This window comes from Pseudomonas sp. GB2N2, from assembly GCF_054897705.1.
In genome coordinates, this window is record NZ_CM142701.1 from 1,270,613 (window position 1) to 1,291,379 (window position 20,767).

The following is a 20,767-nucleotide window of genomic DNA, read 5'->3' on the forward strand; positions in this document are numbered from 1 at the left end:
CGCTCTTTAAAGGGTTGCGACATGCTGTCGATAGCGTTCATAGGCCTGCTGACAGGCCGCCACATTCTCTGCGATCGGCAGGGTTTCGCTGGCCAGGTCGAGTTTCACGCAACGCTCGCACAGGTCCGCCAGGCTGTCTTCCTGCCCGTTTGCCCAGGACTTGCACCACGCGGCCTGAATCGCCGCGCCAAGGGCGGCGGCTTCACCCTGCTCGGTGCAGATCACCGGGGTGTTCATGATGTCGGCGACGATCTGCCGCCACACCGGACTTTTCGAGCCGCCGCCGATCAGGCAGATGCGCAGGCTTTGTAAGCCATTCTGGCGCAACAGGTCCAGCCCGTAGCGCAAACCGAAGGTGGTGCCTTCGACCACGGCGCGGCACAGATTGGCTTGCGTCAGGTTGGTCATGCTCAAGCCGAGCAGGCTGCCGGTGGCATGGGGCAGGGCGGGGACGCGCTCGCCGTTGAGAAACGGCAACATGCTCACACCTTCGGCGCCGATCGGGGCTTGCGCGACGAGGTCATTGAACTGCGCGATGTCCAGCGCGAACAGATCGCGAATGGCCCCGGTGGCGTTGGTCAGGTTCATGGTGCAGACCAGCGGCATCCAGCCGCCGCTGGAGGAACAGAACGTGGCGACCGAGGCGTCCGGGCTGACGTTGGGTTGATCGGAATAGGCGTAAACCGTGCCCGAGGAACCGAGGCTCATGGTGATCGCGCCGGGCTGGATATTACCGGTGCCAAGGGCGCCCATCATGTTGTCGCCACCACCGCTGGAGACCAGCGCTTGCGGATTGACGCCCAGCTGTTCGGCGATGCCTGGCAGGATCGTGCCGACCGCTTGATGGGCGTCGATCAGCTCCGGCAGTGCCGCTTGCAGGCGTCCGCTGGGGTCGATGTCGCGCAGCAGTTGCAAGTCCCACTGGCGCGTGCGCACGTTGAAATAACCGGTGCCCGAGGCGTCGCCGTACTCGCTGCAACTGCGGCCGGTGAGCCAGAAGTTGAGGTAGTCGTGGGGCAGCAGGATGCGCGCGATCCGCGAAAAAATCTCGGGGTGCTGTTCTTTGGTCCAGAGCAGTTTGGACACGGTGTAGCCCGGCGCGATGACCACGCCGAGGCGCTCGAGCGAACCTGTTTCGCCGCCCAGATGGGCGAGCAGCCGGTCGTTTTCCGGGGTGGATTCAGTGTCGCACCAGAGCTTGGCGGGGCGCAGTACGCGGTTCTGCTCGTCGAGCAGAACCAGGCCGTGTTGCTGGCCGGAAACGCCGACGCCGAGGATGTCCTGGCCATTAACGTTGGCGGCGATTAGTGCCCGGCGGGCGGCGGTCACGAACGCTTCTAGCCACTGACAGGTGTCTTGCTCGCGGCGGCCGTTGGCGGCGCTGATCAGCGTGTGCGCGGCGGCGCCCTGGCCGAGGACCTGACCGCTGGCGGCATCGAGGATGATGGCTTTGGTGCCTTGGGTACCGCAATCGATGCCGAGGAAGAGTTGTGGGTTTGCCATGGTAAATCCTTAAAGCGTCAGATCGATATCGGTGCAGATTCAACTCCGAATTCAGGCCAACACGCGCTCCAACGTCCGCGTCACACCCACCTCGCGCAAGCTGTTACAGCACCACTCGAACGCCGCGACAAATTCCGGCGAGCGTGGAATCGCTGTACCAAAAATCTCTTCCACCGCCAACAACCTCTGGGTAATCAGCGCGTCATCGGCGACCAGCGCCTGGCAAAACGCCGCGCGCGGATCGGGAATCGAGTAGGTGTCGCCATTCTCGTCCACGCCTTTCAGATACAACGCCCACGCCGCCACCACCAGCGCCGCGCGTTTGGTTTCCTGGCCATCGGCGATCAAACGGTTGATCGTCGGCACAGTGAACTTTGGAAACTTCGATGAACCGTCGGAACACACCCGTTCCAGCTGATCGGCAATCGCCTGATTGGAGAAACGTTCGACCAGTGTGTTCTTGTAATCGCTCAGGTCGATCCCCGGCACGGCGGACAGTTGCGGCGTGACGTCGAGGTCCATGTAGGTGCGCATGTAACGCACAAACAGCGGGTCGTTCATGGTGTCGTGAACGAAGCGGTAGCCCTTCAGAAACCCCAGGTAGGTCAGCGCCAGGTGACTGCCGTTGAGCAGCTTGATTTTCATCTCTTCATAAGGCGTGACGTCGTCGGTGAACTGCACGCCGACCTTCTCCCACGCCGGGCGACCGTTGACGAACTTGTCCTCCAGCACCCACTGCACGAACGGTTCGCAGACCACCGGCCAGGCATCGTCGACGGCATGTTTGTCAGCCAGTTGCAGGCGATGCGCAGTGCTGGTCATCGGTGTGATGCGATCGACCATGGCGTTCGGAAAACTGACGTTTTCGGCGATCCAGTCGTGCAGGTCTACGTCGCGTAACGCGGCGAAGGCGAGCAGCGCTTTGCGCGTTACGGCGCCGTTATGCGGCAGGTTATCGCAGGACATCAGAGTGAACGCTGGGGTGCCGGCGGCGCGGCGCTTGCCCAATGCAGCGCAGAGGAAACCGAACACGGTTTTTGGCGAATCAGGATGCGCGAGGTCGTGCTGGATCTGCGGCAGGTGGGCCATGAATTCGCCGTTGCTGTCGTCGATGCAGTAACCGCCCTCGGTGATGGTCAGCGAGACGATGCGGATCTCGGGGTTCGCCAGTTTGTCGATCAGCGTTGGTGCGCCGTCCTCGGCCAGCAGCATGTCGCGGATCGCGCCGATAACCCGGACTTCAATCTCATCGGTATCGCCGAGTTCGAACAAGGTGAACAGGTAGTCTTGTTCCTTCAGGTCGTCGCGGGCACGGCGGTCTTCGGCGCGCAGGCCGACGCCACAAATTGCCCACTCGAGGCCTTCGCCGGTGTTCATCAAGGCGTCGGTGTAATACGCCTGGTGGGCGCGGTGGAAGCCGCCGACGCCAATGTGCGCGATGCCTTGGCGGGTCTCGCTCAGGGCGTAGGCGGGCAGGACCACTTCGGACGCGAGGCGGTGCAGGTTCTGGTTATTGAGTTTCATCACAGGCTCTCTGAAATCAGGCCGCAACGCGCAGTGGGCGGATCAGCGCCACGCCGTCGGCATCGAATAAATGGCAGTGCTCGGCGTTCAAGTGCAGGCTCAGGGTTTCGCCGTAACGGCTGGCCAGGTCGCCGCGAACGCGCATGGTCAACGCTTCACCGGAAGAGGTCAGCATGTGGCAGAAGGTGTCGCTGCCCAGGCGTTCGCTGACGTCGGCGGTGACTTGCAAGGTGCAGTCACCGGCTTGCGCCAGCTCCAGGTGTTCCGGGCGGATGCCCAGCGTCACCGCGCCGCCGACACTCAAATTGGCACCGGTCAGCGGCAAGGTGATGCGCGCGCCGGCATCGAGTGCGACTTCGCAGCTTTGGCCGTCGACGCGGGTGACCTTGCCCTTGAGGAAACCCATTTTCGGCGTGCCGAGAAAACCGGCGACGAACAGGTTGGCCGGCTGGTGATACAGGTCCAGCGGCGAACCGACCTGTTCGATTTTGCCGCCATTGAGCACGACCACTTTGTCGGCCATGGTCATGGCTTCCACTTGGTCGTGGGTCACGTAAATCATCGTGGCTTGCAGCTCTTTGTGCAGGCGCAACAGTTCCAGGCGCATCTGTACCCGCAGCGCGGCGTCGAGGTTGGACAGCGGTTCGTCGAACAGGAAAATTTTCGGGTTACGCACGATCGCGCGACCGATCGCTACACGTTGACGCTGGCCGCCGGACAGTTGCTTGGGCTTGCGGTCCAGCATCGGCCCGAGTTCGAGGATGCGCGCCGCTTCGCCGACTTTTTTCTCGACTTCGGCTTTCGGAACGCCGGCGAGGTCGAGGGCGAACGACATGTTCTTTTTCACGGTCATGTGCGGGTACAGGGCGTAGGTCTGGAACACCATCGCCAGGTCGCGCTTGGCCGGGCTGACTTCGGTAATGTCGCGGCCATCCAGTTCGATGGTGCCGCCGCTGACTTCTTCCAGCCCGGCGATCAGGCGCAGGAGTGTGGATTTGCCGCAGCCCGACGGGCCGACGAAGACCACGAACTCCTTGTCGTTCACTTCCAGGTCGATGCCCTTGATGATGGAAAAGCCTTCGAAGCCTTTTTGCAGATTCTTGATTTTCAGGTTGGCCATGGTGGTGGGCCTCCGTATTGCGTTATTCGAGATAGGCTGCGCGTTACTTGACGGCACCAAACGACAAACCGCGGACCAGTTGTTTCTGGCTGATCCAGCCGAAGATCAGGATCGGTGCGCAAGCCAGCGTGGATACGGCCGACAACTTGGCCCAGAACAGTCCCTCAGGGCTTGAGTACGAAGCGATCAGTGCAGTCAGTGGCGCAGCTTTCGACGAGGTCAGGTTCAGCGACCAGAACGCCTCGTTCCAGCACAGGATCAGCGACAGCAACACCGTCGACGCCAAACCGCCCTTGGCAATCGGCAGCAGCACCCGGACCATTTCCTGCCACAGCGTGGCGCCGTCCAGACGCGCGGCTTCGAGGATGTCCTTGGGGATGTCTTTGAAGTAGGTGTAAATCATCCAGACCACGATCGGCAGGTTGATCAGCGTGTAGATCACGATCAGCGCAATCCGTGTATCGAGCAGGCCAAAGCTCTTGGCCAGCAGGTAGATCGGCATCAGCACGCCCACTGGCGGCAGCATTTTGGTGGAGAGCATCCACAGCAGCGTGCCTTTGGTGCGCTTGGTTTCGTAGAACGCCATCGAGTAGGCGGCCGGCACCGCGATCAGCAGGCACAGGGCCGTGGCGCTGAAGGACACCACCACCGAGTTCCAGGCAAAACTGAAGTAGTCGCTGCGCTCGTTGATGTGCAGGTAGTTTTCCAGTGTCGGCGTGAAGATGAACTGCGGCGGCGTGGCGAACGCGTCGATTTCGGTTTTGAAACTGGTCAGCACCATCCAGAAGATCGGGAAGAAGATCAGGATCGCGATCGCCCAGGCCAGGGTGCCTAGCAGCAGGCTTTGCAGGCGGCGGGATTGTTGAAGAGTCATGGCGCGGGCCTCAGGCTTTGTCTGTCAGGTTTTTGCCGATCATCCGCACCAGCACGATGGCCGCGATGTTGGCTATCACCACCGCAATCAAGCCGCCAGCGGACGCCATGCCGACGTCGAACTGCACCAGCGCCTGGTTGTAGATCAGGTACGCGAGGTTGGTCGAGGCGTAGCCGGGACCGCCGTTGGTGGTGGTGAAGATTTCGGCGAAGACCGAGAGCAGGAAGATGGTTTCGATCATCACCACCACGGCAATCGGCCGGGCCAGGTGCGGCAGCGTCAGGTGCCAGAAAATCGCGACTGGCCCGGCACCGTCGAGGCGTGCGGCTTCTTTCTGTTCTTGGTCGAGGGACTGCATGGCGGTCATCAGGATCAGGATCGCGAAGGGCAGCCATTGCCACGAGACAATGATGATGATCGACAGCAGCGGGTAATGCGCCAGCCAGTCCACCGGTTGCGCGCCGAACAGCTTCCAGACGTAGGCGAGAATCCCCGAGACCGGATGAAAAATCAGGTTCTTCCAGATCAGCGCACCGACCGTGGGCATGATGAAGAACGGCGAAATCAGCATCACCCGCACGATGCCGCGACCGAGAAAATCACTGGCCTCCAGCAGCGCACTGATCAACACCCCGAGTACCACGCTGATCAGCAGCACGCTGCCCACCAGCAACAGCGTGTTGGTGGCGCCGGGCATGAACCCGGAATCGGTCAGGAAGTAGGTAAAGTTCTCCAGGCCGATGAACTCGTTTTCTCCGGGGTTGAGCAGGTTGTAGCGAATCATCGAGAAGTAAACAGTCATGCCCAGCGGCACGATCATCCACAGCAGCAACAATGCCACCGAGGGACTGACCAGAAACCAGCCGGGGTTGGCCAGCCGGCTTTTACGCACAGGCTGGGGGATGTCCAATTGAGCTTTGGCAGTTGAGATATTCATGGTGATCAGAACCGGTTGAATGCAATTACATGTTCAGGACGACTATCCCTGACATTTATACGGACCCTGTGGGAGCGGGCTTGCCCGCGAGGGCGATTGAGACGCCGACATCACTGGTGAATGTGATGGCCTCATCGCGGGCAAGCCCGCTCCCACAGGGGGAAGTGGCGGTTATTTCGGATAACCCGCGCGCTTCATTTCACGTTCGGTGGTTTGCTGGGCCGCGGCGAGGGCCTGGTCGACCGTGGTCTGGCCGATCAGGGCCGCCGAGAACGATTTGCCCACCTGGGTGCCAATGCCCTGGAATTCAGGAATGGTCACCAACTGAATGCCGATGTACGGCACAGGCTTGAGGGTCGGCTTGCTCGGGTCCGCGGTTTTCAGCGATTCCAGTGTCACCTTGGCGAATGGCGCGGCGCTCATGTAGGCCTCGCTGTAGGTCGACGCCCGAGTGCCTGGCGGTACGTTGGCGATACCGTCTTTTTCCGCGACCAGCGCACCGTATTCCTTGGAGGTGGCCCAGGCACTGAAGGTTTTCGCGGCGTCCTTCGCCTTGGAACTGGTTGGAATCGCCAGTGCCCAGGAATAGAGCCACGCCGAACCTTTGTCGGTGACCTGGTGCGGCGCATAGGTAAAGCCGACGTGTTCGCTGACCTTGCTCTGGGATTTGTCGGTGACGAACGAACCGGCGACGCTGGCATCGACCCAGATCGCACACTTGCCGCTGTTGAACAACGCCAGGTTTTCGTTGAAGCCGTTGCTCGATGCACCGGGCGGGCCGGATTTCTTCATGGTGTCGACGTAGAAGTTCAGCGCGTTTTTCCACTCAGGACCGGTGAATTCAGGCTGCCACTTCTCATCGAACCAGCGTGCGCCATAGGCGTTGGCGACTGTGGTGATCAGCGCCATGTTCTCGCCCCAGCCGGCTTTGCCCCGCAGGCAGATACCGTACTGTTCTTTATCCTTGTTGGTGAGTTTGCTGGCGAATTCGCCGATCTGTTCCCAGGTCGGGCGCTCGGGCATGGTCAGCCCGGCTTCCTTGAACAGGTCGGTGCGGTAATAAGTGATGGAGCTTTCGGCGTAGAACGGCAGGGCGTACAGCGAGCCCTTGACCGACAGCCCTTCACGCACCGAAGGGAAAACGTCGTCGAGTGCATACGAGGCGGGCAAATCCTTCATCGGTTCCAGCCAGCCCTTGGCACCCCAGAGTGCAGCTTCGTACATGCCGATGGTCAGCACATCGAACTGACCGCCCTGAGTGGCGATGTCGGTGGTCAGGCGTTGACGCAGGACGTTTTCTTCCAGCACCACCCAATTGAGCTTGATGTCCGGATGCTTGGTCTCGAAGGTTTTCGAGAGCTTCTGCATGCGGATCATGTCGCTGTTGTTGACGGTGGCGATGGTCAGGGTCTGGTCGGCGAAGCTGACGCTGCTGAGGGTCATGCAGGTGAGGGCTAGCAGAGCTTTTACAGAAGGTTGCATCGAGCACTCCTTTTCTGCGCCCGGTGGGGGCAGAAGGACGGTTATTGTTTTTGTGTCTTCCGGCGAAGGAAGAATGTGCACTGATTACAGCCTTCAATTGACGAAGAGACAAATCATTCGTCGCACTTGAATTGATACTATTTTGCACTGGGGATGCGGCGCAGAGATGCGGGGAAGGGGATTGTAGCGGTGAACGGGCTTCGGTTTTGTACAGGTTTCGCGCTGTAAACACAGTCAATGTGGGAGTGAGCCTGCTCGCGATAGTGGTGTGTCAGCCAAGGAAGTTTTACTGACACACCGCTATCGCGAGCAGGCTCACTCCTACAGGGTTCTGTGTTTACCCGAGGTTTTGTTCGGTCAACCGCTGCACCGCCAGCCGCCGATAGTGCGACGGTGTCATGCCTTTCAATTGCTGAAACCGCCGGTTGAAATTGGAAATATTGTTGAAGCCCGACTCGAAACACACATCCGTCACCGGTTTGTCGCCATCCGCCAGCAGTTCACAGGATTTGCTGATGCGCAGCCGGTTGACGAATTCGATGAAGCAGCGCCCGGTGGCTTGCTTGAACACGCGGCTGAAATACGTCGGTTTCATGCCCAGATGCTCGGCGACTTCTTCCAGCGGCAGTTCACGTGCGTAGTGGGTAAAAATGTAATCCACCGCGCGGTTGGTGCGGTCGATGTTGTGTTCGTCCGCCAGTTGCGGAGTGGTCGCGCCGGACAGCAACTGAAAGTCGTCGGAGGCGGCCAGCAGCTCCAGCAAAATGAAAAAGTGCCCGAGGCGGGTCACGCCCTTGGAGTCGGCGATGCGTTGCATCAAGGTCATGGCCTGGCGGATCGTGCGTTTGCAGCGAAACTCAATGCCGTACTGCGCGCGTTCCAGCAACGGGGCCAGCGTCTTCAGCTCGGCAAACACCAGGTGGCCGCTCTCGAACAACTCGTCGGTGAAATTGACCAGCATGTCGCGCTTGGGCACCACTTCGTCTTCGGCCACCTGGCTGATCCAGTTATGGGGCAGGTTGGGACCGGTGAGGAACAGGGTTTCCGGGTAGAAATTACCAATGTAGTCGCCGATGAACACCTTGCCGGAACTGGCGACGATCAGGTGCAGTTCGTATTCCTTGTGGAAATGCCAGCGCACCAGCGGGCACGGGAAACCGTGCTGACGATAAATGATGGACAACCCGTTGTGGTCATCCATCAGTTCATAGGAGGGGTCGGTTACTCGGGCGGATCGGGTCATGGCTGGGCGCTTTTGTTGTTATCGCTCGCAGATCATGCCTCCTTCCGGGCGATGGATGCCAGCGGTCTGACTTGCCGGTTACGGAGCGGCCGTTGGATTGCGGTTCTTCGCTTCAATCCATTGCGCCATGTACTGGGTACTTTTGTGCTGGTGATGGCGCAGCATGCTGCCAGTGAAGTTGTCCCGTCTGATCGCGGGCAGATACTGGCGGCAATGCTCGATTCGGGCAATCAACGCCGGACCATGAACCTGTTGCCGGTAACGATTGGCGAGCAGTTGCTGCCCCTGTGCCTGGGCCTCAAGCCATAGGCGCTTGTCTTGATGAAGACGCACGGCGTGGTCGGCGAACGCCCGTGCGGTGCAGGTCACCGCACCCGGCCACGGCGCCTCGCCGTGCATCGCTTCGGCACCGATCGGCGTCGTGACACTCGGGGTGCCGCAGAGCATCGCATCGACGATCTTGCCTTTGATCCCGGCACCGAAACGCAGCGGCGCCATGCACACCCGTGCGGCGGACATGACTTGCAGCGCGTCCTCGGCCCAGTTCATCACATGAAAACCCTGGGCCGCGTTATGCAGGGCAGTGGCCTTGGGTGGTGTGTAGGCGCCATAGATGTGCAATTGAGCGCTGGGCAGTTGGTCACGAATCAGCGGCCAAATGGCGGTTTTCAGCCAGAGCACCGCGTCCCAGTTAGGCGCATGGCGGAAGTTGCCGATGTGCAGAAAGTGCGCACGATCTTCGAACGGTAAGGGTGCCTGACTCGGTAAATCGACCATCAGCGGGCACCAGTGCAACAAATCCCGAGGCAGTTTGAACTGCTCGACCAGCAACTCGATTTCCACTTCGGAGATCATCAGGTTCAAGTCGCAGCGATAAATCGCCGCGATTTCCCGCTTGGCCAGATCGGTGTCGGCCATCAACTCGAATTCTTCCCGCAGCGCGGGGGCGAACAGTGCGCTGAAGTCATTGGCGTCATCGCTGTCCTTCAAACGCTGCTTGAGCCGCTGATGCCGGGCATCGCGCAGGCTTTGCAGGTCCGAGGTCTCAAGCACGCGCAGCGCATCGGGACACTGCTGCTCGACGCGCCAGCCAAACTGCTCTTCCATCATGAAGCGATCAAACAACACAACATCCGGGGCCAATTCGCTGATGAAGGTGTCGAAAGTGCTGTTGTTCAGCTCGATCGGTACTTCGGCAATCCCCAGCGTCGCCAAGTCTGCGCGATGTTCGCCGCTACGCGCCGGGCTGCTGAAGGTGATGTCCCAACCCTGCAGCAAAAAAGTCTCGAGGATCTGCATCATGTGCCCGCCGGCCGCCGACGAAGCTGGCTCGGGCCAGACATAACCAATGACCAGGACTTTGGTTGCGCGGGATTGGCTCATGCGGGGACATTCCTTGAAGCGAAGGCGGGGACGGCGGCGGGGCGCAATTAAACCATAGCGGTGGGCAATTCCCGAACCCGCTCAACCAACGCTCACCTAAACCCTAGCCTTTAGCGAGAATGCCCCGGACTTTGTCCCGCAACTGGTCAATCGAGAAGGGCTTGCCGATCACGTGCATGCCTGGCGGCACATCAATGCTCTCGGCATAACCGCTGGCGAACAGGATCGGCAGTTCAGGGCGAACCATGCGTCCCTGCGTCGCCAGTTCACGGCCATCCATCACCGGCAGCCCGACGTCGGTCATCATCAGGTCGATGTATTGATCTTCGTCGTTGAGAAACGCCAGCGCCTGCTCGCAGCCGTCAGCCTCAAGCACCTTGAATTCCAGCTCCTCGAGGACATCGACAATCAGCATGCGCACGATGTCGTCGTCTTCGACGACCAGGATGATGGATTGTTCGGCGGACATAATAGGGTTCCCAAAAGATGAATTCGCAGGGGCCGGTCGATCAAAAACGCCGGGTTGTAGCATGAGTAAGTGACGGAACCCGACAAGTTCCCGGTCACTTGGAAAAAGAATAGCTGCTTAACCGCGGGCAAGGATAACCGGTCCCTTGTGCTGGAGCAGCTGAATGTAGGATTTTGCATGAAAACACGTCAGAAAATTGGATCAATACGGCCCATTTGGGGCAAACTCCGTGGTTTTCAACAGTTCGACAAGGCTTCCCCATGACCACTGCGTCTTCGGTTGATGAGCAACGATTCCGCAAACTCCTGAGCCGCAACGTCAGCCTGCCGTTGGGTGTTGGCGTGCTCAGTGCGGTGTTCTTTGTCTCGCTGATCACTTATCTGCTGTCGGTGATCCAGTGGGTCGAGCACACCGACCGGGTGATCAATAACGCCAATGAAGCGGTGAAGCTGACCGTTGATCTGGAAACCGGCATGCGCGGCTTTCTGCTCAGTGGCGACGAGAAATTTCTCGAACCCTACGAGACCGCCCGGCCAAGAATTGCCGTAGCCCTCAAAACCCTGCTCGAACTGACCGCGGACAATCCGGTGCAAACCGATCGTTTGAACCGCCTTCAGGCCTTGCAGACCGAATGGGCCACCTACGCGCAAAGCATGATTGACCTGCAACGGGCGAGCGGCGATTACCGCGCCGCGGTCAAGACCGGGCGCGGCAAGCGCCTGACTGACGAAATCCGCAAGCAATTCGAAGACGTGATCGACATGGAGCAGCAGTTGCGCACCACGCGCAATGAAGACGTGCGCCGTACCACGATCTGGAGCATCAGCCTGTATCTGCTGTTTATCGCCAGCATCAGTGCAATGCTGGCCTACATCGGCCGCCGTGATCTGGTCAACCTCTCGCAAAGCTACAGCGCCACGCTTGCCGCGCAACACGCCAGCGCCCTGCGCCTGGAGCAGCAAGCCTGGCTGCGTAACGGTCAGACCGAACTGGCCGAGCAGGTGCTGGGGCAGTTGTCACTGAATATGCTCGGTCGCAATATTTTGCAGTTTTGCGCGCAATACCTGGGCACGGCCGTTGCGGCTGTTTATGTGCGCGAAGAGCACGGCGGTCTCAAGCGCGTGGCGTCTTACGGTTTTTCCCGCGAACAGGAGGAGCGCGGCCAACAGATCTACAGCGATGAAGGCATTGTCGGGCAAGTCGCACAACAGGCACGCCTGATCCGCCTCGACAAGGTCCCGAATGACTACTTCAAGGTCACTTCCGGGCTGGGCCAAGGTTTGCCGCACAGCGTTCTGGTGGTGCCGACCAGCGACGACGAACGGGTCAACGGCGTAATCGAGTTGGGCTTTCTGCGCCCGCTGGACGATCGCGACATCGAATTGCTGGAACTGATTGGCGGCAACATCGGCACGTCCATCGAAGCCGCGCGCTATCGCCAGCGCTTGCAGGAAGTGCTCGCCGAAACCCAGCAACTCAACGAAGAACTGCAAGTTCAGCAAGAAGAACTCAAGACCGCCAATGAAGAGCTCGAAGAGCAATCGCGGATTCTCAAGGAATCCCAGGCCAATCTGGAAACCCAGCAGGTCGAGCTGGAACAGACCAACGAGCAGCTTGCCGAGCAGGCGCAGATTCTTGAGGATCAGCGCGACGCGATGGACCTGAAGAACACCGAACTGAATCAGGCCCAGACTCAACTTGAAGAGCGCGCCGAAGAGTTGCAGCGCTCAAGCAAGTACAAGTCGGAATTCCTCGCCAACATGTCCCACGAACTGCGCACGCCGCTGAACAGTTCGCTGATCCTGGCCAAGCTGCTGGCGGAAAATCCGCAGGAAAACCTCAGCGCCGAGCAGGTCAAGTTCGCCGAGTCGATCTATTCGGCCGGCAACGATCTGCTGAACCTGATCAACGATATCCTCGATATTTCCAAGGTCGAGGCCGGCAAGCTCGAAATGCGCCCTGAGAACACCAGCGTTGCGCGTCTGGTGGACGGCCTGCGCGGCATGTTCCAACCGATGGCCTTGGACAAGAAGCTCGACTTCCAGGTCGACCTGCAACCCGGCGCGCCGATGATGATCTACACCGACCGCCAGCGTCTGGAGCAGGTGATCAAGAACCTGCTGTCCAACGCGGTGAAGTTCACCGAGCGTGGTTCGGTGAGCCTGACGGTGGTCAGCCAGCCCAACGACGGCATTGCGTTCATCGTTCGCGATTCCGGGATTGGCATTGCCGCCAATCAGCAGGAAAGTATTTTCGAAGCGTTCCGCCAGGCCGATGGCACCACCAATCGGCGCTACGGCGGCACCGGCCTGGGCCTCTCGATCTCCCGCGACCTGGCGGCGTTGCTTGGCGGTTCCATCAGCGTCACCAGCGAACCGGGGCAAGGCAGTGCGTTTACCCTGGTCATGCCGCAGCAATACGTTGAGCCCGGCGAAGTGCCGGCCGAGCCGATGCAGGTCACCCCGGTGGCAATCGTGCCGCGAGCGGCCAGCGCTGCGCTGGTGCCATTGATTGCCGAAGTGGACATCCCGCGTTTCGCCGACGACCGCGCCAAGGCTCCGTTCACCACGCGCTGCATTCTGGTAGTGGAGGATGAGCCGAACTTTGCGCACATCCTCTACGATCTCGCACATGAACTGGGTTATCAGTGCCTGGTGGCCCACGGCGCCGACGAAGGTTACGACCTGGCCAGGCAATACATTCCCGACGCGATCCTGCTGGACATGCGCCTGCCGGATCACTCGGGCCTGACCGTGCTGCAACGCCTCAAGGAGCACGCGGAAACCCGGCACATCCCGGTGCATGTGATTTCGGTCGAAGACCGCGTCGAAGCCGCAATGCACATGGGCGCGATCGGATACGCAGTCAAACCGACCACCCGCGAGGAACTCAAGGACGTGTTTGCTCGCCTCGAAGCCAAGCTGACCCAGAAGGTCAAGCGCGTGCTGCTGGTCGAGGACGACGATTTGCAGCGCGACAGCATTGCCCGGTTGATCGGCGATGAAGACATCGAAATCACCGCGGTCGGTTTCGCCCAGGAAGCCCTGGACCTGCTGCGCACGACGATTTTCGACTGCATGATCATCGATCTGAAGTTGCCGGACATGCTCGGCAACGACCTGCTCAAGCGCATGTCCACCGAGGACATCTGTTCGTTCCCGCCGGTAATCGTCTACACCGGGCGCAACCTGACCCGCGACGAAGAGGCCGAGCTGCGCAAGTATTCGCGCTCGATCATCATCAAGGGCGCACGCTCGCCGGAACGTTTGCTGGATGAGGTCACACTCTTTCTGCACAAAGTCGAATCGCGGTTGTCCCATGAACGGCAGACGATGCTCAAGACCGCGCGCAGCCGCGACAAAGTCTTCGAGGGTCGTAAAGTGCTGCTGGTGGATGACGATGTACGCAATATTTTCGCCCTCACTAGCGCGCTTGAGCAAAAAGGCGCAGTCGTGGTCATTGGCCGGAACGGTCGTGAAGCGATTGAAAGACTCAATGAAGTCGAGGACATCGATTTGGTGTTGATGGACGTGATGATGCCGGAGATGGACGGTTTTGAAGCCACCATCGAGATCCGAAAAGACCCGCGCTGGCGCAAGCTGCCGATCATTGCGGTGACGGCCAAGGCCATGAAGGATGATCAGGAGCGCTGCCTGCAGGCCGGTTCCAACGATTACCTGGCCAAGCCCATTGACCTGGACCGACTGTTCTCGCTGATTCGCGTGTGGTTACCGAAGATGGAACGCATTTAGTGGAACGCAATTACCCGGCAGAGCGAAACAGTGAAATTGAACTGCGGCTGTTGATCGAGGCGATCTACCTCAAATACAGCTACGACTTTCGCGATTACTCCGGTGCGTCGATCAAGCGTCGGGTCAATCATGCGTTGAGTCAGTTCGAGTGCGCGACTATTTCCGCCCTGCAAGAAAAGGTGCTGCACGACCCGACGGCGTTCATGCAGCTCTTGCAATTGCTGACGATCCCGGTCAGCGAGATGTTCCGTGACCCGTCGCATTTCCTGGCCATCCGTCAGGAAGTGGTGCCACTGCTCAAGACCTATCCCTCGATCAAGATCTGGATCGCCGGTTGCAGCACCGGTGAAGAGGTCTACTCGATGGCGATTTTGCTGCGCGAGGAGGGGCTGCTCGATCGCACCATCATCTACGCCACTGACATCAATCCGCGCTCGCTGGAAAAGGCCAAGCAGGGGATTTTTTCCATGGAAAATGTCCGTGCCTACACTCATAACTACCAGCAGGCCGGTGGCCAGCGCTCGTTCGCCGACTACTATACGGCGGGCTACGGTTACGCGATTTTCGACAAAAGCTTGTGCGAGAACGTTACCTTCGCCGACCACAGCCTGGCGACCGACAGTGTCTTTTCAGAAACTCAATTAATTTCGTGCCGCAACGTATTGATTTATTTCAATAAAAAACTCCAAGACAGGGCCTTTGGCTTGTTCCACGAATCCCTGTGTCACCGTGGTTTCCTGGTGCTGGGCAGCAAGGAAACCCCGGATTTCTCGGCCTTCGGTAATCAGTTCGAGCCGTTGGTCAAACAAGAACGGATCTACCGTAAATCATGACTGAATCATGGCTAATTCATGAATAGTGCAGTGGATTTGCCGTCTGTGGAGGCGATCGTGATCGGTGCTTCAGCCGGTGGCGTGGAAGCGTTGCTGAGTATTCTCAGCCCGCTGCGCGAAGGCTTTGTGCTGCCGATCATCGTCGTGTTGCACTTGCCGGACGAACGTCGCAGTCACCTCGCTGAAGTGTTTGCGCGAAGAGTGGCGATGCGCGTTGTCGAGGCGCATGACAAAACGCTGATCGAAGCCGGAACGCTGTATTTCGCGACACCGGGCTATCACTTGTCGGTGGAGCAGGACCGCAGCTTGTCCCTAAGCCTGGAAGAACGCGTGCATTATTCGCGGCCGGCGATCGATTTCCTGTTCGAGTCGGCGGCCGACGTTTACGGTGCTTCGCTGGCCGCCGTGCTGCTGACCGGCGCCAACCGCGATGGCGCGAGCGGCATCGCCCAAGTGAAGCATCGTGGCGGCCTGACCATCGTGCAGGACCCTGAAGAAGCCCAGGTTGCAACCATGCCCCTGGCGGCGCTGGCTAGCCACCAGCCGGACCATATTCTCTCCATACGCGGCATCGGCCGTCTGCTTGTCGAGCTGGAACAAATAGCATGCTAAGTAACATCCAAGCCAAACTGCTGATCGTCGACGATCTGCCGGAGAACCTGTTGGCGCTTGAAGCGTTGATCAAGCGTGAAGACCGCGCGGTCTATAAAGCCTTGTCCGCCGACGAAGCCCTGTCGTTGCTGCTGCAACACGAATTCGCCATGGCCATTCTCGACGTGCAGATGCCCGGCATGAACGGCTTCGAGCTCGCCGAATTGATGCGTGGCACCGAGAAAACCAAGAACATCCCGATTGTGTTTGTCAGTGCCGCCGGCCGTGAACTGAACTACGCGTTCAAGGGCTACGAAAGCGGCGCCGTGGACTTTTTGCACAAGCCGCTGGACATTCACGCGGTCAAGAGCAAGGTCAACGTGTTCGTCGATCTGTACCGCCAGAGCAAGGCCATGAAGCAGCAGGTCGAAGCGCTGGAACAGAGCCGTCGGGAGCAGGAAGCGCTGCTGCAACAATTGCAGAGCACCCAGCGAGAACTGGAGCAGGCGGTGCGCATGCGCGATGACTTCATGTCGATCGTCGCCCACGAGGTGCGCACGCCGCTCAACGGCCTGATCCTCGAAACCCAATTGCGCAAAATGCACCTGGCCCGGGATAACGCTGCAGCGTTCACCCTGGACAAGATGCAGGCGATGGTTGACCGCGATGAGCGGCAGATCAAAAGCCTGATTCGTCTGATTGAGGACATGCTGGATGTATCGCGGATTCGCACCGGCAAGTTGTCGATCCGCCCGTCACACTTTGATCTGGCGGCGCTGGTGCGCAGTTTGTTGCAGAATTTCGCATCGCAGATTGATGCCGCCGAATCCTCGGTCAGCCTCGATGCAGAACAACCGGTGCCGGGTAGCTGGGATGAATTTCGCATTGAACAGGTGATTTCCAACCTGTTGACCAATGCTTTGCGTTACGGCGCCAAGAGCCCGATCAGCGTGAAGGTGTACAGTGAGGGCAACCAGGCGCGGGTAGAAGTGCGCGATCAGGGGATCGGCATTGATCAGGAAAACCAGAAGCGTATTTTCCAGCAGTTCGAGCGCGTGACGGCCAAGTACGCCGTGGCCGGGCTGGGCCTGGGGTTGTTTATTTCAGAACAGATTGTGACCGCCCATGGCGGTTCCATTACCGTCGAGAGCCGGATTGGCGAAGGCGCCTTGTTTCGCGTTTGTCTGCCGCTGTAGGAAAACAGCCAGATAAACGCAACCTCTGATCGACCCCGGGGTCGTATCAGCAGCTAATGACCGAACAAAGGCTTCCCATGAGTGAAGATGCACAAGACGTCGTTTTGATCGTCGAAGATGACCCCTCGATTCTGATGGTGCTGTCGGCCTATCTGTCGGGTGAGGGCTACCGGGTGTTGCAGGCCGAAAACGGCGAGCAGGCCTTCGAGATTCTGGCGAGCAAACCGCACCTGGACATGATGATCACCGACTTCCGTCTGCCGGGCGGTATCTCAGGCGTGCAAATCGCCGAACCCGCGGTGAAACTGCGACCGGAACTCAAGGTGATTTTCATCAGCGGTTACCCGCAGGAGATCCGCGAGACCGACAGCCCGATCACGCGCAAGGCGCCGATTCTGGGCAAGCCGTTCGATCTGGATGTGTTGCAGGAACTGATGCAGGACATGCTCTCGTAGTTTGCCGCGTTCCCTGTAGCAGCTGTCGAATGCACAAGTCTCTGGCGAGGACTTCGTCGCCGGACGCAGCCTTCGGCAGCTCCTACACGGATTGTGTCATCCCGCAGATTGAGAGTTGGTGTCAAATCCGGATCATCTCCCGCACCTTCGCGGTCAGCAGATCGAAGGTGAACGGCTTGGTGATCATCTGCATGCCCGGGTCGAGGAAGCCGCCACGCACCGCCGCGTGTTCCGCATAGCCGGTGATGAACAGCACTTTGAGTTCAGGCCGGTATTGTCGGCCTATCTCTGCCAGTTGCCGGCCGTTCATACCAGGTAACCCGACGTCGCTGATCATCAGGTCAATGCGCTGCGCGGAATCCAGAATCGGCACCGCACCGTCGGCATCGCCAGCCTCGACGAAGGCATAGCCCAACTCACTCAGCACCGTACTGACCAGCACGCGCACCGCCGGATCGTCCTCGACGATCAGCACGGTTTCGCCTTTTTGCGCGAACAGGGGATGTTGAATGTCTGCGGGGTTTTCTTCTGGTAGATCACCACCGAAGCGTGGCAGGTACAGGCTCACCGTCGTGCCTTCTCCCACCTGGCTTTGAATGGCGACATGGCCGCGCGATTGTTTGCTGAAACCATAGATCATCGACAATCCGAGGCCGGTGCCCTGACCGATCGGTTTGGTGGTAAAGAACGGGTCGAAGGCACGATTGATCGTGCTTTGCGGCATTCCACACCCGTTATCCGTGACACTGAGCACCACGTAATCGCCGGGGGCGAGATTGCCATGTGCCTCGATGACGCTGGCATCCAGGTGCTGATTGCGGGTGTTCACCATCAGTTTTCCGCCATCGGGCATCGCATCCCGGGCATTGATAACGAGGTTGAGCAGGGCGCTTTCCAGTTGATTGGGGTCAGCTTCCGCTACCCACAGCGGCTCGTGCAGCTGCATGTCCAGGCGAATGCTTTCGTTGATGCTGCGCTGCAGCAATTCCCCCATCGACGTCACCAGTGTGTTCATCTCCACGGGTTTGGAATCCAGCGACTGGCGTCGTGAAAAGGCCAGCAGGCGATGGGTCAGGCCCGCCGCGCGATTGGCCGAAGTCACGCCCAGATCGATCAGGCTGTCGAGATCATCCGTGCGACCCCGCGCCAGGCGCCGACGCAACAACTCGAGGCTGCCAATGATCCCGGTCAGCATGTTGTTGAAGTCGTGGGCAATCCCGCCGGTAAGTTGCCCGACCGCCTCCATTTTCTGCGATTGGCGCAAGGCTTCTTCGTTGTGGCGTAACTGCGCGGTGCGTTCCTCGACCTGTTGCTCCAGGGTTTCGAGGGTGGTTTGCAGGCGCTGTTCGCTTTGGCTGAGATCGATCAGTCGGTCTCTGGCTTCGTACTGTCGTCGGCGCCCGCGCAAGGCGGTAGTCACCAGGCTGATCAGCGTTACCGGATGAAACGGCCGCTCAAGAAAAGTGATGTTGCCCAATTGCGGACCGAAGCGTGAAGCCGGGTTTTGTTCCGGGCCGCCGTGATACGTCATCAATACGATGGGTAAATCCGACCACGCCGGTTGCTGCTCGATCAGCCCGAACAGCGGGGCGAGATCCGTGCCGAGCAATGCCTCGGAGGAGATCAACAACAGGCCGGCGCCTTGTTCCAGTTCCAGACACAGACCGCTCAGATCCCGAGTGATTACACCGTCGTAACCGGCTTCATTGAGCATTTTCAGGGCAATCTGGCTGTCGCGTCCCAGCGGCGCAAGAATGATCGCGCGCTCGGACGTCGCCTGCTGCACCGTCATGTGTTTTTGTCCGAGAGCAACGGTTTGTTTCCGCCTACGTAATTTGGCACGCCGCTCAACACACCTTGGAATGCGTCCAGTGGTACGCCGATGGTCATGCCCGTCGGAGTGATAAGGTATTCGCGGATCGTCGTTTCATGGCTGCCGGTGCGTTTCTTGATCACCGAGATCGCCCGGCGAACTTGACCCAACGCTTCGAAGTAACGCAACAAAATCACCGTGTCCGCCAGGTAAGTAATGTCGACCGGGGCTTTCATGTCGCCGACCAGCCCGTGTTGGGCGACCGTCATGAAGGTCGCGGCGCCTTGGCGGTTGAGGTAGAGCAGCAGTTCGTGCATGTGCAGCACCAGGGCGTTTTCTTCCGGCATGGCTGCCTGATAGCCGTTGATGCTGTCGATGACCACGGTCTTGATATCGCTCTTGTCGACGCACCGCCGTACCCGGTGGGAAAACTCGCCAGGCGACAGTTCCGCGGCATCCACTTGTTCGATCTGCAAATTGCCCGTGTCTTGTAGCGCCTGCAGATCGATGCCCATGTTGTTCATGCGCTCGAACAGCAAGCCAAGTTCTTCATCGAAGATGAACAGCGCGGCTTTTTCGCCGCGAGCCACCGCCGCAGCGGCGAAAATCATCGAGATCAGTGATTTGCCGGTACCGGCCGGGCCAAGAATCAAAGTGCTGGACCCCGTCTCGATGCCACCACCGAGCAGCGCGTCCATTTCCCGTATGCCGCTGGTAAGTTGTGTGCGGACATATTTGCCGCGATGTTCGGCGGCCACCAGGCGCGGGAAAACGTGCACGCCGTCGCCCATGATGGTGAAGTCGTGAAAGCCGCCGCGGTACTTTTGTCCGCGGTATTTCACCACGCGGACACGTCGACGCTCGGCGCCATAGTTCGGCGTCAATTCCTCAAGACGAATCACCCCATGCGCGACGCTGTGCACGGTTTTGTCGAGGGCTTCGGTGGTCAGGTCATCCAGCAGCACGACCGTGGCGTCGTAGCGCACGAAGTAATGTTTGATCGCGAGGATCTGGCGGCGATAACGCAGGGAGCTTTGCGCGAGCAGACGGATCTCCGACAGGCTGTCGAGCACCACGCGCGTCGGCTTGATTCGCTCGACCACTTCGAAAATCTGTCGAGTGGCTTCACCCAATTCGAGGTCCGAAGAGTACAGGAGACTCTGTTGTTGCTCGGCATTGAGAATGCTTTCCGGCGGCGTCAGCTCGAAGATGTGAATGTTCTCATCCAGCTCCCAACCGTGGGACCTTGCCCCTTGCCGGAGTTCGTGCTCGGTTTCGGACAGAGTGATGTACAACGAGCGCTCGCCGGCTCTGGCACCGGCCAACAGGAACTGCAGCGCAACAGTGGTTTTGCCAGTGCCCGGCTCGCCTTCCAGCAAAAACACATGACCGCGGGACAACCCGCCGGCCAGGATGTCATCCAGACCTTCGATGCCGGTAGCGGCTTTAGCACTGAACAACTCGTTAGATGTAGACAAAAAATACCCTCTCATGACTAGGGGAAGCGAGGCAGCAGGCCTGAAGTGCCCAGTGGACTGCCTGATCACTTGACCATTGGCCGCGACGGGGGTTCCAACGTTTTGCACAGATCG

General features: G+C 59.4%; 16 protein-coding genes. 5 read left to right on the top strand and 11 right to left on the bottom strand.

Features of this window, described 5'->3' with window-relative positions:
- Positions 1 to 6 precede the first annotated feature (6 nt).
- The 9 genes from xylB to ACYZT4_RS05925 form a co-directional block, all read right to left on the bottom strand.
- Complete coding sequence (gene xylB / locus ACYZT4_RS05885; RefSeq protein WP_461986023.1) at positions 7 to 1,503, bottom strand: xylulokinase; 1,497 nt, start codon at positions 1,501 to 1,503, stop codon at positions 7 to 9.
- A gap of 51 nt (positions 1,504 to 1,554) precedes the next feature.
- Complete coding sequence (locus ACYZT4_RS05890; protein WP_461986025.1) at positions 1,555 to 3,027, bottom strand: mannitol dehydrogenase family protein; 1,473 nt, start codon at positions 3,025 to 3,027, stop codon at positions 1,555 to 1,557.
- A 16-nt stretch (positions 3,028 to 3,043) separates the two neighbouring features.
- Positions 3,044 to 4,147 (bottom strand): ABC transporter ATP-binding protein, encoded by a 1,104-nt coding sequence (locus ACYZT4_RS05895; RefSeq protein ID WP_461986027.1) that lies wholly within the window; start codon positions 4,145 to 4,147, stop codon positions 3,044 to 3,046.
- Between the two features lie 43 nt (positions 4,148 to 4,190).
- Positions 4,191 to 5,021, bottom strand: a complete 831-nt coding sequence (locus tag ACYZT4_RS05900; RefSeq protein ID WP_461986028.1) for a carbohydrate ABC transporter permease — start codon at positions 5,019 to 5,021, stop codon at positions 4,191 to 4,193.
- Between the two features lie 10 nt (positions 5,022 to 5,031).
- On the bottom strand, positions 5,032 to 5,958 hold the full coding sequence (locus ACYZT4_RS05905; RefSeq protein WP_461986030.1) for a carbohydrate ABC transporter permease: 927 nt from the start codon (positions 5,956 to 5,958) through the stop codon (positions 5,032 to 5,034).
- A gap of 171 nt (positions 5,959 to 6,129) precedes the next feature.
- On the bottom strand, positions 6,130 to 7,440 hold the full coding sequence (locus ACYZT4_RS05910; RefSeq protein WP_461986032.1) for an ABC transporter substrate-binding protein: 1,311 nt from the start codon (positions 7,438 to 7,440) through the stop codon (positions 6,130 to 6,132).
- Between the two features lie 337 nt (positions 7,441 to 7,777).
- On the bottom strand, positions 7,778 to 8,683 hold the full coding sequence (locus tag ACYZT4_RS05915; protein ID WP_461986034.1) for an AraC family transcriptional regulator: 906 nt from the start codon (positions 8,681 to 8,683) through the stop codon (positions 7,778 to 7,780).
- 78 nt (positions 8,684 to 8,761) lie between these two features.
- Positions 8,762 to 10,066: a glycosyltransferase gene (locus ACYZT4_RS05920; RefSeq protein ID WP_461986036.1), complete on the bottom strand. Its 1,305-nt coding sequence runs from the start codon at positions 10,064 to 10,066 to the stop codon at positions 8,762 to 8,764.
- A 103-nt stretch (positions 10,067 to 10,169) separates the two neighbouring features.
- A complete protein-coding gene (locus ACYZT4_RS05925) occupies positions 10,170 to 10,535 on the bottom strand; it encodes a response regulator (protein ID WP_461986038.1) in 366 nt (121 codons plus the stop codon).
- 260 nt (positions 10,536 to 10,795) lie between these two features.
- Here ACYZT4_RS05925 and ACYZT4_RS05930 point away from each other — a divergent pair, with 260 nt between their 5' ends.
- The 5 genes from ACYZT4_RS05930 (at position 10,796) to ACYZT4_RS05950 (ending at position 17,362) form a co-directional block, all read left to right on the top strand.
- On the top strand, positions 10,796 to 14,287 hold the full coding sequence (locus tag ACYZT4_RS05930; RefSeq protein ID WP_461986040.1) for a response regulator: 3,492 nt from the start codon (positions 10,796 to 10,798) through the stop codon (positions 14,285 to 14,287).
- A complete protein-coding gene (locus tag ACYZT4_RS05935) occupies positions 14,287 to 15,120 on the top strand; it encodes a CheR family methyltransferase (protein ID WP_461986042.1) in 834 nt (277 codons plus the stop codon). Before ACYZT4_RS05930 ends, ACYZT4_RS05935 begins: the two co-directional genes overlap by 1 nt.
- An 18-nt stretch (positions 15,121 to 15,138) precedes the next feature.
- Entirely contained in the window at positions 15,139 to 15,732 is a 594-nt protein-coding gene (locus tag ACYZT4_RS05940; protein ID WP_461986044.1) for a chemotaxis protein CheB, read from the top strand.
- Positions 15,726 to 16,907: a hybrid sensor histidine kinase/response regulator gene (locus ACYZT4_RS05945; RefSeq protein WP_461986045.1), complete on the top strand. Its 1,182-nt coding sequence runs from the start codon at positions 15,726 to 15,728 to the stop codon at positions 16,905 to 16,907. The genes ACYZT4_RS05940 and ACYZT4_RS05945 overlap by 7 nt, the downstream gene beginning before the upstream one ends.
- A 77-nt stretch (positions 16,908 to 16,984) precedes the next feature.
- A complete protein-coding gene (locus tag ACYZT4_RS05950) occupies positions 16,985 to 17,362 on the top strand; it encodes a response regulator (RefSeq protein ID WP_010460444.1) in 378 nt (125 codons plus the stop codon).
- Between the two features lie 121 nt (positions 17,363 to 17,483).
- On the opposite strand, the gene ACYZT4_RS05955 is transcribed toward ACYZT4_RS05950, so the two are convergent.
- Together ACYZT4_RS05955 and ACYZT4_RS05960 are read right to left on the bottom strand one after the other, a co-directional pair.
- A complete protein-coding gene (locus tag ACYZT4_RS05955) occupies positions 17,484 to 19,154 on the bottom strand; it encodes an ATP-binding protein (protein ID WP_461986048.1) in 1,671 nt (556 codons plus the stop codon).
- Complete coding sequence (locus ACYZT4_RS05960; RefSeq protein ID WP_461986050.1) at positions 19,151 to 20,653, bottom strand: ATPase domain-containing protein; 1,503 nt, start codon at positions 20,651 to 20,653, stop codon at positions 19,151 to 19,153. The genes ACYZT4_RS05955 and ACYZT4_RS05960 overlap by 4 nt, the downstream gene beginning before the upstream one ends.
- Positions 20,654 to 20,767 lie beyond the last annotated feature (114 nt).